Source organism: Enterobacter sp. 120016 (assembly GCF_018383635.1).
Classification (GTDB): domain Bacteria; phylum Pseudomonadota; class Gammaproteobacteria; order Enterobacterales; family Enterobacteriaceae; genus Enterobacter; species Enterobacter asburiae_D.
In genome coordinates this window covers 809,661-821,970 of the sequence record NZ_JAHAWC010000001.1, presented here as the reverse complement: position 1 = coordinate 821,970, position 12,310 = coordinate 809,661, and the positions used below count along the sequence as shown (strand labels likewise).

Genomic DNA, 12,310 nt, shown 5'->3' with positions numbered 1-12,310 from the left:
AACACACCCGTAGGCCCGCGTAAGCGCAGCGCCACCGGGCAAAAAAAACCGGAGACTATCGTCTCCGGTTTTTTTATCTGTGAATTTCAGACTATCTCTTGCGCGTACTGGAACAGGGATTTCAACAGTGCCTGTTTTTCAGCATTCCCTTCATACTGCCCATAAAGCATTTCCAGCTCCTGGGCATAGCTATTAAGGAACTCCGGGGTAAAGACATTGCGACGATGCTGCAGCCAGCGATCCTGTTCCGCTTCATCCAGGGTTCCCGGGTAGTTACGCGCGCGGTAATTAAACATCAGCCTTTCGATGCGTTTATCGGCGAAGGTAATATCCAGCGCAGGCAAGTTACGCGGCTCGGTTTGCAGAACGATATTCATCGCCGCGCGATCGGCATCGCTAAAGAAACCGTTATAGAGCTGGGCATCGACGTTTTCTGACGGAACGAAAGGCTCCGCCTCGGCAAAGATGGCGACCACTTTCTCGCGCACCTGAGGATTATCGCGCAGCACTTTCAGATTATCGAGGCAGTGCTGCCGGTTTATGCCCAGTCTGTCGGCATCTTCCGGGCGTAGCGTATTGGCCTGCGCCAGGACCGGACATTTATTGATATGCACCAGTTTGACCGGCACCGCAGGCAGATCCCCGAGTTCATTTTTCGGGGTATAAAGCCGTTCACGCAGGGTATCGCTGTCAAGCTCCAGCAGCGGTGAAATATCGCCGGCCAAATCCACCATGATGACCGCATTACGGTTATCCGGATGCCAGGCCAGCGGGGCGACCCAGCTGGTATTTCCGCGCCAGGCGCCAAACATGCCGGAAATATGCACCAGCGGCTTCATCTGCGGCACATCAATCAGCGTGGTCAACTTCTGTTTACTGCGGTGGCTCAGCAGATACTCAAACAGCCGGGGCTGCGCGCTTTTCACCAGCTTCGCCATGGCAATGGTGGCATAGACGTCCGCCATCGCGTCGTGGGCATTGCTGTGCTCGATACCGTTAGCGCGCGTCAGGTGTTCCAGCCGGAAGCTGGTCAGCCCTTCCTCATTTTCCGGCCAGTTAATGCCTTCAGGACGCAGGGCATAACAGGCGCGCATGATGTCGAGTAAATCCCAGCGTGAGTTGCGGTTCTGCCAGCTCCAGGCATAGGGATCGTAAAAGTTACGATAGAAGATGTTGCGCGTCACTTCGTCATCGAAGCGGATGTTGTTGTAACCGACCACGCAGGTATTGGGGACGGTAAACAGGTCGTGGATGCGTCGGGCGAATTCTGCCTCGTTAACGCCTTTCTCCCGCGCTTCCTGAGGGGTGATCCCGGTGACCATGACCGCCCCGGGCTGCGGCAGGTAGTCATCAGCCGGTTTGCAGTAAAAGACCTCAGGCTCGCCAATGATGTTGAATTCGTCGTCGGTACGGATGGCGGCAAACTGCGCCGGTCGGTCCAGCGCCGGGTGCGTGCCAAAGGTTTCGTAGTCGTGGAACAAAAAAGTCGGGCGAGCGGCAGAGTCAGACACCAGTAATACCATCCTGTTAAAAAATGACGTCACTATGGTAAACGATCGCGCGGTCCAGACCGAATAAAAAGCACCGCCGTGGCGCAAATTTGCGCGCCAGCTTCAGAGAAAAATCTGCGTTCTGTCACATTTTTTTGCAATTAAGCCAGGTAACGACATCAGAACTCCCGTAAAAAGGTCATCGATTTTTAATGACCTGAGGATATACCGTTGAAACGCCGTCTGTTTATTGCTGTTTCTTTACTCGCTTCGAGTATCTCATCTGCTTTTGCGGCCGAACCACTGGATTTTTCGCCGCAGCCTCCGGCCATTCAGGCTGGCTCCTGGGTGCTGATGGACTACACGACTGGTCAGATCTTAACGGCGGGCAACGAACATCAACAACGTAATCCGGCGAGCCTGACCAAGCTGATGACGGGGTATGTGGTTGATCGGGCCATTGATAGCCACCGCATTACGCCGGACGACATTGTCACCGTAGGGCGTGACGCGTGGGCTAAAGGCAACCCGGTTTTTGACGGCTCGTCGCTCATGTTTCTGAAAGAGGGCGATCGCGTCTCCGTGCGTGACTTAAGCCGCGGCCTGATTGTCGACTCCGGAAACGACGCCTGCGTGGCGCTGGCCGATCACGTGGCGGGCGGTCAGCCGCAGTTTGTGAAGATGATGAACGACTACGTGCAAAAGCTGAACCTGCGCGATACGCATTTTGAAACCGTCCACGGGCTGGACGCGCCGGGCCAGCACAGCTCGGCCTATGACCTGGCCGTACTCTCCCGCGCCATCATCCACGGCGAGCCTGAGTTTTATCATATGTACAGCGAAAAGAGCCTGACCTGGAACGGGATCACCCAGCAGAACCGTAACGGCCTGCTGTGGGATAAAACCATGAACGTGGACGGGCTTAAAACGGGACATACCTCGGGGGCGGGCTTTAACCTGATTGCTTCCGCCGTTGACGGGCAGCGCCGTTTAATCGCGGTAGTCATGGGAGCGGATAGCCCGAAAGGGCGCGAGGACCAGGCCCGAAAACTGCTGCACTGGGGGCAGCAGAATTTCGATACGGTGCAGATCCTGCACAGCGGTAAAAAAGTGGGGACAGAGCGTATCTGGTACGGCGATAAGGAGCAGGTGAAACTGGGTACCGACCAGGACTTCTGGCTGGCCCTGCCGAAAGCGGAAGTGCCGAACATCAAAGCCAAATACGTGCTGGATAAAAAAGAGCTGGAAGCGCCGATTGCCGCGCATCAGCGGGTGGGTGAGATCCAGCTCTATGACCGCGACAAAGTGGTGGCGCACTGGCCGCTGGTGACGCTGGAAGCCGTTGATAAAGGCGGCCTGTTCTCTCGCATGAGCGATTATCTGCATCACACGCTCTGACGGCAGATGAGCAGACTGGCAGGGTTGCGAGTCTGCTCACATAATAAACACTTCACGTTTGCTGATCGCTCAGAACTCGCTTTATAGTGTATGTATATACAGTAATAAATGGAGGCAGCATGGACTACAGCATTAAGCAGCAACAGAAACGTAAAATTGCCGGTTTTCATTTGGTCGGACCGTGGGAGCAAACGGTAAAACAGGGCTTTGAACAGCTGGTGATGTGGGTGGACGGGCGTCACATTGAGCCGCTGGAGTGGGTTGCGGTCTACTACGATAACCCCGACGAGGTCCCGGCAGAAAAACTGCGCTGCGATACGGCCGTTACGGTACCGGATGATTTCGTTATCCCTGAAAACAGCGAAGGCGTCATGATGACGGAAATCGCGGCCGGGGATTATGCCGTGGCGACGGCCCGCGTGGAAAACTACGACTTCGCCACGCCGTGGTATCAGTTCTTTAATTCCCTGCTGCAGGACAATAAGTACCAGATGGCGCTCAAACCCTGCTTCGAACGCTATCTCAATGACGGGAATGCAGACGGCTACTGGGATATCGAAATGTATATCGCGGTAGAGCATAAAACGGTTTAAGCCTGTTAAATGAAGGGTTTTTCAGCCGGGAGCGATCCGCCCGGCTGAAAACACAGTACAATTGTGATTTGCCGTGTAGCTGGAGAGCGGGTGTGCGTCCCGACAAATCATTAACCCCTTTTGAAATTCGCTTGTACAAACATTACCGCGTGGTGCACGGGTGTCGCATCGCGCTGGCTTTCGTGTTGACATTTGTACTGGTCCGTTTGCTGGACGTTCCGGAAGGAACATGGCCGCTGATCACGCTGGTGGTGGTGATGGGGCCCATCTCGTTTTGGGGGAACGTTGTTCCGCGCGCCTTCGAGCGAATTGGCGGGACGGTTTTAGGCTCGGCCCTTGGGCTTATCGCCCTGAAGCTGGAGCTCATCTCATTTCCCGTGATGCTGGCATGGTGCGGTGCCGCCATGTTTCTGTGCGGCTGGCTGGCGTTGGGTAAGAGGCCATATCAGGCGCTGCTGATTGGTATTACGCTCGCGGTGGTTGTCGGTGCACCCGCCGGGGATATGACTACGGCGCTGTGGCGAAGCGGGGACGTCATCCTGGGGTCACTGCTGGCCATGCTTTTCACCGGTATCTGGCCACAGCGTGCTTTTCTGCACTGGCGTATTCAGATGGCTAACTACGTCACAGCCTTTAACCGCGTCTATCAGGCCGGTTTTTCCCCAAATCTGGTTGAGCGTCCCCGGCTGGAAAAGCATCTGCAAACGATCCTCAACGACGTGGTTAAAATGCGCGGCCTGATCACGCCCGCCAGCAAAGAAACCCATATTCAGAAATCGATTTTTGAAGCCATCCAGACGGTAAGCCGCAATCTGGTCTGCATGCTTGAACTGCAAATCAACGCCCACTGGGCCTCGCGTCCCAGCCATCTGTTGATGCTTAACGCGCAGACCCTTAAAGAGACCCAGCAGATGACGCAGCAAACGCTGTTGACCATCGCTCATGCGCTCTATGAAGGGAACCCGCAGCCGATACTGGCCAACAGCGAGCGGCTGAATGAGATCGTCGCGGAGCTGAAGCAGCTCATCAATGAACGCCAGAGCGATAACGTGGCAGAAACGCCAATTCATGGCTACGTCTGGCTGAGCATGGAACTGGCGCGGCAGCTTGAGCTGTTATCGCACCTTATTTGTCGGGCGCTGCGCAAATAAAAGGCGTATGTGACGGCTGCTGCTTCGATTCAGCAGCAATTGGGGTTATGATAGCTTTAAACGATATACTCATTGTCATTCGCAGCCGCTGTCAGTAAGGTTATTGTTACAACGGTTGCCTTAACGAATCCGAATCTCACATTATCAGGGGTGTAAAAATGGAAACTACCAAGCCTTCGTTCCAGGATGTTCTGGAATTCGTCCGCCTGTTCCGCCGCAAAAACAAACTGCAGCGTGAAATCCAGGACGTTGAGAAGAAGATCCGTGACAACCAGAAACGTGTCCTGCTGCTCGACAACCTGAGCGACTACATCAAGCCAGGTATGAGCGTTGAAGCTATTCAGGGCATCATCGCCAGCATGAAGAGCGACTATGAAGACCGCGTTGATGACTACATCATCAAAAACGCTGAGCTGTCCAAAGAGCGTCGCGACATCTCCAAGAAGCTGAAAGTGATGGGCGAAATCAAAAACGGCGAAGCAAAAAGCGAGTAATCGCAGCGAATAGTAAAAAAGGCTCTCTGGTGACAGAGAGCCTTTTTTTATGATGCAGAACGCGGCTGTAGCTGATAAATCCAGGCCTTAACCTGCTTGCCTTCAAGGGTGGTCACCGTGACCTCAACCCGATCGTAGCCATCTTCAAATTCATCCAGCATTTGCCAGTGTGCGGCAAGGTTATCAGAGATAAACAGATAGCCTTCGACGCGGGGTCCGTCCGGATGGAGCACAATCCCCGGGAAATCTGCCGCAGCGCCCCAGCCGCGTTCGTAAAACGTACCGGATACGGAGCCGGCCAGCCATTCGCCGCCAATGTTTTCAAGAATATGCGCATTTGAGTGGCCCGGGCGCAGCGTGCCGTAGACAAACAGAGCGTTCATTTTCCCTCATCCGCAAAGCAAAAAGCCTGCTTTAAAAGCAGGCTTTTTAAATTTGGCTCCTCTGACTGGACTCGAACCAGTGACATACGGATTAACAGTCCGCCGTTCTACCGACTGAACTACAGAGGAATCGTTGTGGAGGCTTATCTTAGCGGCGAAAAAACTTTTGTCAAACCTGATCTTAGGGAAAATCGACCGATTGCTGATTCTGTCGTCAGTTTGTTGTAAATCCACACATCTTTTTCTGGAAAATACTTTGCAGGATTAGCATTTGTCCCCCATCATTTGAAATGGAGTTTCAACTTTTCTCTCTAAGGTCCATTTTGAACGTCACTGCCTCCTTACGCCAGGCGATAGAGCGCACGCCATGGTATGCAAAACGTAAAAGCTATCGTGTCCTGTTCTGGCGTGAAATCACCCCTCTCGCTGTGCCTATCTTCCTGGAAAATACCTGCGTTTTGCTGATGGGGGTCCTGAGCACCTTCCTGGTGAGCTGGCTGGGAAAAGAGGCGATGGCAGGGGTTGGGCTGGCGGACAGCTTTAACATGGTGGTGATCTCGTTCTTTGCCGCCATAGATCTCGGGACGACGGTGGTGGTGGCTTTTAGCCTCGGCAAGCTTGACCCCAAACGTGCACGCGAGGCGGCCCGCCAGTCGCTGATGATCATGACCATTTTTTCGATCGTTCTGGCGGCGGTGATCCACTATTTCGGTAAAGAGATTATCGATTTTGTCGCCGGGGAGGCCACGAACGAGGTTAAAGACCTGGCGCTGACCTACCTGGAAATGACCGTCTTAAGCTATCCGGCGGCGGCCATTGCGCTAATTGGCAGCGGTGCGCTGCGCGGGGCAGGCAACACCAAAATTCCGCTGCTGATTAACGGCGGGATGAATATCCTGAATATCATTATCAGCAGCGTGCTGATCTACGGCGTGTTCTCGTGGGAGGGGCTGGGGTTCGTCGGTGCGGGACTGGGCTTAACCATTTCACGCTATATCGGCGCGGTAGCCATTATTGGGGTACTGATGGCGGGGATCACCCCCTCGCTGCGTCTGACGCTAAAAAGCTATTTCCGTCCCTTTAATTTCGCCATTATCTGGGAAGTGATGGGGATCGGCATTCCCGCGAGCATTGAATCGGTCTTGTTCAACGGCGGGAAGCTGCTCACGCAGATGTTTGTTGCCGGGATGGGGACCGACGTTATCGCCGGTAACTTTATCGCCTTTTCTATTGCCTCGCTGATTAACCTGCCGGGTAACGCGCTGGGTTCGGCATCGACCATCATTACGGGTAAACGGCTCGGGAAAGGGCAGATAGGCCAGGCGGAGCGGCAGCTGCGGCACGTCTTCTGGCTGTCGACCATTGGACTGACGCTGATCGCCTGGGGAACCGCGCCGTTTGCCGGGCTGATGGCTTCGTTCTATACCCACGAAGACGACGTTAAAGAGGTCGTTAAGATCCTCATCTGGCTCAACGCGGCCTTTATGCCCATCTGGGCGGCCTCATGGGTATTGCCCGCCGGGCTGAAAGGGGCGCGCGATGCCCGCTTTGCAATGTGGGTATCGATGCTCGGCATGTGGGGATGTCGCGTTGTCGCGGGGTATACGCTCGGGGTGATGCTCGGATGGGGTGTGGTCGGCGTCTGGCTGGGGATGTTCCTCGACTGGGCCGTGCGGGGCGCGCTGTTCTACTGGCGCATGGTCAGCGGGCGCTGGCTGTGGAAATATCCGCGAAAGAATGCCTGACAATTGCGCGAAGTGGAGAATAATTCGGCAAACGATCGGAAATATGCATTCTGCCTTTGACATCATGGGGGAGCATCGATAATATGCGCCCCGTTCACACGATTCCTCTGTAGTTCAGTCGGTAGAACGGCGGACTGTTAATCCGTATGTCACTGGTTCGAGTCCAGTCAGAGGAGCCAAATTTAAAAAGCCTGCTTTTAAAGCAGGCTTTTTGCTTTTCAGCGAAAGGTAAATGCAAAACGGCAACAAGGTTGCCGTTTTTAGTGTTTGCACCCTCTCCCGTGGGAGAGGGTTGGGGTGAGGGCACCAGATCGCACGAAATTACACACCAATCGGCGCCGTCGCCTCAACCAGCCACGGACGCGCATCGCTATTCACCAGAGGTGAGAGCGCCTCGCGTACCTGCTGATGATATTCATCCAGCCACTGCTTTTCCTGCTCGCTCAGCAGATGCAGCTCAACCTGACTTAAGTCGATCGGGATCAGCGTCAGCGAGGCAAATCTGCAGAACCCCGGACGGCTCTCCACAATCTCCACCTGGTTTTCAATGCGAATACCGTGGCTATCGCCCAGATAGTAGCCCGGCTCGATAGTCATGATATTGCCTGCCACCAGCGGCCACGGGTTGACCTTTTTGGCGATGCGATGCGGGTTCTCATGGATCAGCAGCTGGTGCCCCACGCCGTGCCCCGTGCCGTGATCGTAATCCAGCCCCATCTCCCACAGCGGGCGACGCGCAAACGCATCCAGCTGATGCCCCTGAGTCCCGGAAGGAAACTGCAGGGTAATGAGCGACAGGAAGCCTCTCAGCACGGCTGTGTAGTGAAGGCGCTGCTGCGGATCGACTTTACCCCATGCCAGCGTGCGGGTGGCGTCGGTGGTGCCGTTAGCATACTGACCGCCGGAATCGTTCAGGTAAAAATGGTCATGGCCGATGGGCTTATTGCTGGCCTCGCTCGAATGATAGTGGCACATCGCCGCATTGCTCGAAGAGGCGGAGATGGTTTCAAAACTCTGCTCGATGAACCCTGGCTGCTGTTGACGGAACGCAAGCTGCTGCGCCTGCGCGTCCAGCTCGGTGAGCGGTTGTCCTGCCGCCTCGCGCAGCGGCACTTCACGGCTCAGCCAGGCGAGGAAGTTGACCCACGCGGCCCCGTCCTGGTGATGGCACTCGCGATAGCCTGTCAGCTCGACCGGGTTTTTAGCCGCTTTCATCAGGGTGATGGGGTCGGTCCGCCAGACAATTTCTCCCCGTGGCTCAATGGCGAAACGCAGGGCCACCGGCGCGGAATCGGCATCAATCATCACCCGTTTGCCTTCAGCAATCTGCTGGCAGCGTTCAATAAAGGTATCCTGCGGCGCAATGGTGAACGCATTGCGCACATCGTCAGGCAGGGCGCTGAGCTTATTATCGTTAACAAACCACTCAACGTGACCGTCACGACCAAGAAGGGCAAAGGAGAGCGGTACCGGGCTGTAAGGGATATCCGCGCCGCGTACGTTTAACAGCCAGGCGATGTTATCCGGCAGGGTGACGGCGAGATAGTCAGCACTGTTTGCGGCCAGCACGGCGGCGACGCGCTGACGTTTGTCCGCGCTGCGTTCGCCGCTGTGTTCAACCGCCATTTCACGGATAAGCCCCGCCGGCGCGGCAGGGCGGTTAGTCCATAAGGTGTCAAACGGCGAGGCATTCAGAGGCACCAGCTCGCACGGCGTGGCAGACAGTTGCTCAAACTCCGTGTTGGTCATCAGCAGCGCGTCAAAACCGATGCGTGTCCCGGCCTCAATGTTTTCTGCAAGCCATTCTGCCAGCGGCTCGTTGTGCAGATGGTGGATCTCAACCTCATCCGTATTGACCTGAACGCGAGCCTGAACCTGATAGCGCCCGTCGACGAACAGCAGCGCTTTGTTTTTGAGTACCAGCGCCACGCCGGCCGAACCGTCAAAGCCCGTCAGCCAGGCCAGCTTTTCTTCGTAGGGCGCGCAGTATTCGCTCTGCCAGGCATCCGCCCGCGGGACGATCATCCCGTCGAGATGGCTGGCCTCAAGCCAGTGGCGCAGGGCAGAGAGCGGTGATGTGCTGGACATTGTTTTTCCTTATCGTTATTAGCGGAACGGCGGCTCGTTGAAGGTGCGCAGCTTGCGGGAATGTAGCTTGTCGCCTTCTGCCCGCAGTAAATCAATGGCGCGAATACCAATCTGCAGATGCTCTGAGATAGCCCCTTCATAGAAACGGTTGGCCTGGCCCGGCAGCTTAATTTCACCGTGCAGCGGCTTATCGGAGACGCACAGCAGCGTGCCGTAAGGGACGCGGAAGCGATACCCCTGCGCGGCGATGGTGGCGCTCTCCATATCAATCGCCACCGCGCGGCTCAGGTTGAACCGCAGCGCGGAGGCGGAGTAGCGCAGCTCCCAGTTGCGGTCATCCGTTGTGACGACCGTACCGGTGCGCAGGCGCTGCTTAACCTCTTCACCCGGCATGCCGCTCACCTCTTTGGTAGCGTCGTACAGCGCGCGCTGTACTTCGGCGATGCTCGGGATTGGGATGTCCGGCGGCAGCACCGCATCAAGCACGTGGTCATCACGCAGATAGGCGTGGGCCAGCACGTAGTCGCCAATCAGCTGGCTTTCACGCAGGCCGCCGCAGTGGCCAATCATCAGCCACACGTCCGGGCGCAGTACCGCCAGATGGTCGCAGATGGTCTTGGCATTTGACGGGCCAACGCCGATGTTGATCAGGGTGATGCCCTGACCGTCGGCGGTGATCAGGTGCCAGGCGGGCATCTGGTGCTTTTTCCACGCCAGGTCGGAAATGGCCTGCTCGGGCGCTTCGGTCTCCGCGGTGATCCAGATCCCGCCCGCGCAGGACAGCGCGATATACGGGCTTTCTGGGTCGAGGATCTGGCTGCAGCCCCAGCGGACAAACTCGTCAACGTAGCGGGTGTAGTTGGTAAAGAGCACGAACGGCTGGAAATGTTCGACTGGCGTACCGGTGTAGTGGCGCAGGCGCGCCAGGGAGAAATCGACCCGGCGGGCATCAAAGTGCGACAGGGGTGAAAATTCTGCCGGGTGATAAATCCCGTCAGCCGTCTCATCGCCAATCTGTGAAAGTTCCGTCGTCGGGAAGTGGCGGGTCAGCCCCGCGCTCATGGAGCGGTCAAGCGTTAACGCCGAACCGTCAATCACGTAGGGATACGGGATCTCATGCCGCGAGGGCTCAACGTGAATGTGCGCGCCGTAATCCTGGTACAACAGCGTGAGTTGTTCCTCAAGATACGGGCGGAACAGTGCAGGGCGGGTGACGGTGGTGCTGTAGCAGCCTGAGTGGGTAAAACGGGCGTAGGCGCGGGTCTTCGGGGTCGTGCTGGCGCTGCCGTCCCAGGTTACAGAGAGCGATGGATAAACAAAAAGGCCCTCGGTTCTGGCCTTTTCATCGGGAAGTTTCCCCGTTTCGATATATTCGCTGATGGCGCCGCGCAGCGCGTTGACGGACTGTTCATACAGCGCGTCGAGTTTTTCCAGCGCCTGAGCCGGGGTCAGGCTGGAGCCCTTATTATTCATCTCTGTCTCCTTGTTCCACAGGTGTGCGACTCTACCCGATAGTATGTCACACGCCTGTGAAACAAAAGGGAGATCAGCTGTGGCTCGTCTCTTTCATCAGCAGCGCCGTCGCCGCCGACAGCAGGCAGCCGGCCAGCAGATAAATCGCCACGCTGTGCCAGTTGCCGCCGGAGAAGGTCACCAGCGCGGCGGCAATAAACGGCGTAAATCCGCCGCCGACCACGCTTGCGACCTGGTAGCCTACGCCCGCGCCGCTGTAGCGGTAGCTTGCCCCGAACAGCTCGGTGAACATCGGCTGCTGTACGCACACCACCATATCGTGAGCGATGTTGGCGAGCATGATGGCGAAGAAGACAATCCAGAAGATCGACTGCGCCTCGAGCGCCATAAAGAACGGCCAGGCGCTGAGGGTGCCAATCAGCGCCCCGGTGATGTAAACGCGACGGCGACCAAACCGGTCCGCCAGCCACGCGAAGCAGGGGATTGTCAGGCAGCTGATCCCGCCGACCAGCAGGCCAATATTCAGGAACAGCTCGCGCGGCAGACCGAGGTTCTGCGTCGAGTAGTTCAGGGCAAACGCGGTGACGATATACATCGTCAGCAGTTCACAGAGGCGCAGGGCGATAATTTTCAGAAAAGCGCCAGGGTGCCGGACGAGGGCTTCCATGACCGGAAGACGCTTGTTCGTGGCCGGTTTTTCCTGCTGCTTTTCGAACTCTGCCGACTCCTCCATCCCGTTACGGATCCACAGCGCGGCGATGACCAGCACGATGCTGAAGATGAACGGAATGCGCCAGCCCCAGCTCAGGAACTGTTCGTCGGTGGTGAGCTGGCTGATTAGCGATACCAGCCCGGTGGAAAGCAGCAGGCCTACGCCGTACCCGACCTGTACGCCGCTGCTGTAAAACGCTTTCCTGTTCTTCGGCGCGCTCTCAACGGACAGCAGCGCCGCGCCGCCCCATTCGCCGCCGACGGCGAAACCCTGGATGGCGCGCAGGGTGACCAGCAGTACCGGCGCCCACCAGCCGATAGAGGCAAACGAGGGGAGGATACCGATAAGCGCGGTGGCGATCCCCATCATCCAGACGGTGAGCATCAGCATGCGCTTGCGGCCAAGACGGTCGCCGAAGTGGCCGAAGATCACCCCACCCAGCGGGCGAAACAGAAAGCCGACGCCGAAGGTGGCAAACGCGGCGAGCGTGCCCATCGCGGGGCTGACCTGAGGGAAAAACTCGCGGTTAAACACCAGGGCGGCAGTGATGCCGTAAAGCAGAAAATCATACCAGTCGACGACGGCACCCGCGAAGCTGCCTAAGGCTGCGCGGCGGGCACGATTGAGCGAAGGTGTCTCCTCGTTGGGACGATCGGAGATGAGGGTGGAGTCCATAGTTGTCCTGTCCATACTGATTTTTTAATTATTGGTATAAGAAAAGGTCACTCACAAAGCAGCCGTCGTATCAACGGAACCTATGAGACTACCGCGACAAAACGCCTG

The 12,310-nt window shown here is 56.7% G+C and carries 10 protein-coding genes and 2 tRNA genes; 6 read left to right on the top strand and 6 right to left on the bottom strand.

Annotation, left to right across the window (positions count from 1 at the left end; all coding sequences use genetic code 11):
* Nucleotides 1-86 precede the first annotated feature (86 nt).
* Complete coding sequence (gene sbcB / locus KIF87_RS03935) at nucleotides 87-1,523, bottom strand: exodeoxyribonuclease I (RefSeq protein WP_371745452.1); 1,437 nt, start codon at nucleotides 1,521-1,523, stop codon at nucleotides 87-89.
* 198 nt (nucleotides 1,524-1,721) lie between these two features.
* On the opposite strand from sbcB, the gene dacD reads away from it, so the two are divergent.
* From dacD to KIF87_RS03915, 4 genes are all read left to right on the top strand, one after another.
* Entirely contained in the window at nucleotides 1,722-2,888 is a 1,167-nt protein-coding gene (gene dacD, locus KIF87_RS03930) for a serine-type D-Ala-D-Ala carboxypeptidase DacD (RefSeq protein ID WP_213327950.1), read from the top strand.
* Nucleotides 2,889-3,007: 119 nt separating this feature from the next.
* Entirely contained in the window at nucleotides 3,008-3,481 is a 474-nt protein-coding gene (gene sbmC / locus KIF87_RS03925; RefSeq protein WP_032646437.1) for a DNA gyrase inhibitor SbmC, read from the top strand.
* 92 nt (nucleotides 3,482-3,573) lie between these two features.
* Nucleotides 3,574-4,632 (top strand): FUSC family protein, encoded by a 1,059-nt coding sequence (locus KIF87_RS03920; RefSeq protein ID WP_023312358.1) that lies wholly within the window; start codon nucleotides 3,574-3,576, stop codon nucleotides 4,630-4,632.
* 158 nt (nucleotides 4,633-4,790) lie between these two features.
* Complete coding sequence (locus KIF87_RS03915) at nucleotides 4,791-5,126, top strand: DUF496 family protein (protein WP_008499467.1); 336 nt, start codon at nucleotides 4,791-4,793, stop codon at nucleotides 5,124-5,126.
* A gap of 47 nt (nucleotides 5,127-5,173) precedes the next feature.
* On the opposite strand, the gene KIF87_RS03910 is transcribed toward KIF87_RS03915, so the two are convergent.
* The gene (locus KIF87_RS03910) at nucleotides 5,174-5,509 is read right to left on the bottom strand and encodes a gamma-glutamylcyclotransferase family protein (protein ID WP_029739253.1); all 336 of its coding nucleotides are present in this window, start codon (nucleotides 5,507-5,509) and stop codon (nucleotides 5,174-5,176) included.
* A gap of 53 nt (nucleotides 5,510-5,562) precedes the next feature.
* Nucleotides 5,563-5,638: transfer RNA gene (locus KIF87_RS03905), tRNA-Asn, on the bottom strand.
* A 161-nt stretch (nucleotides 5,639-5,799) separates the two neighbouring features.
* Here KIF87_RS03905 and emmdR point away from each other — a divergent pair.
* Together emmdR and KIF87_RS03895 are read left to right on the top strand one after the other, a co-directional pair.
* A complete protein-coding gene (gene emmdR, locus KIF87_RS03900) occupies nucleotides 5,800-7,254 on the top strand; it encodes a multidrug efflux MATE transporter EmmdR (protein WP_213327949.1) in 1,455 nt (484 codons plus the stop codon).
* A 103-nt stretch (nucleotides 7,255-7,357) separates the two neighbouring features.
* Nucleotides 7,358-7,433 (top strand) — tRNA-Asn (locus tag KIF87_RS03895).
* Nucleotides 7,434-7,575: 142 nt separating this feature from the next.
* Here the strand turns inward: KIF87_RS03895 and KIF87_RS03890 are convergent.
* The 3 genes from KIF87_RS03890 to shiA all read right to left on the bottom strand — a co-directional run bounded on the left by KIF87_RS03890 (nucleotide 7,576) and on the right by shiA (nucleotide 12,202).
* Complete coding sequence (locus KIF87_RS03890; protein ID WP_213327948.1) at nucleotides 7,576-9,342, bottom strand: aminopeptidase P family protein; 1,767 nt, start codon at nucleotides 9,340-9,342, stop codon at nucleotides 7,576-7,578.
* 18 nt (nucleotides 9,343-9,360) lie between these two features.
* Complete coding sequence (locus KIF87_RS03885) at nucleotides 9,361-10,815, bottom strand: AMP nucleosidase (RefSeq protein WP_213327947.1); 1,455 nt, start codon at nucleotides 10,813-10,815, stop codon at nucleotides 9,361-9,363.
* Nucleotides 10,816-10,888: 73 nt separating this feature from the next.
* Complete coding sequence (gene shiA, locus KIF87_RS03880) at nucleotides 10,889-12,202, bottom strand: shikimate transporter (protein WP_213328024.1); 1,314 nt, start codon at nucleotides 12,200-12,202, stop codon at nucleotides 10,889-10,891.
* Nucleotides 12,203-12,310: the final 108 nt, after the last annotated feature.

What these genes read in the sequence shown, in the direction of transcription:
- sbcB (WP_371745452.1), bottom strand. Translation starts at nt 1,523, where the DNA reads ATGGTATTACTGGTGTCTGACTCTGCCGCTCGCCCGACTTTTTTGTTC.
- sbmC (WP_032646437.1), top strand. Translation starts at nt 3,008, where the DNA reads ATGGACTACAGCATTAAGCAGCAACAGAAACGTAAAATTGCCGGTTTT.
- KIF87_RS03915 (WP_008499467.1), top strand. Translation starts at nt 4,791, where the DNA reads ATGGAAACTACCAAGCCTTCGTTCCAGGATGTTCTGGAATTCGTCCGC.
- KIF87_RS03910 (WP_029739253.1), bottom strand. Translation starts at nt 5,509, where the DNA reads ATGAACGCTCTGTTTGTCTACGGCACGCTGCGCCCGGGCCACTCAAAT.
- emmdR (WP_213327949.1), top strand. Translation starts at nt 5,800, where the DNA reads ATGGAGTTTCAACTTTTCTCTCTAAGGTCCATTTTGAACGTCACTGCC.
- KIF87_RS03890 (WP_213327948.1), bottom strand. Translation starts at nt 9,342, where the DNA reads ATGTCCAGCACATCACCGCTCTCTGCCCTGCGCCACTGGCTTGAGGCC.
- KIF87_RS03885 (WP_213327947.1), bottom strand. Translation starts at nt 10,815, where the DNA reads ATGAATAATAAGGGCTCCAGCCTGACCCCGGCTCAGGCGCTGGAAAAA.
- shiA (WP_213328024.1), bottom strand. Translation starts at nt 12,202, where the DNA reads ATGGACTCCACCCTCATCTCCGATCGTCCCAACGAGGAGACACCTTCG.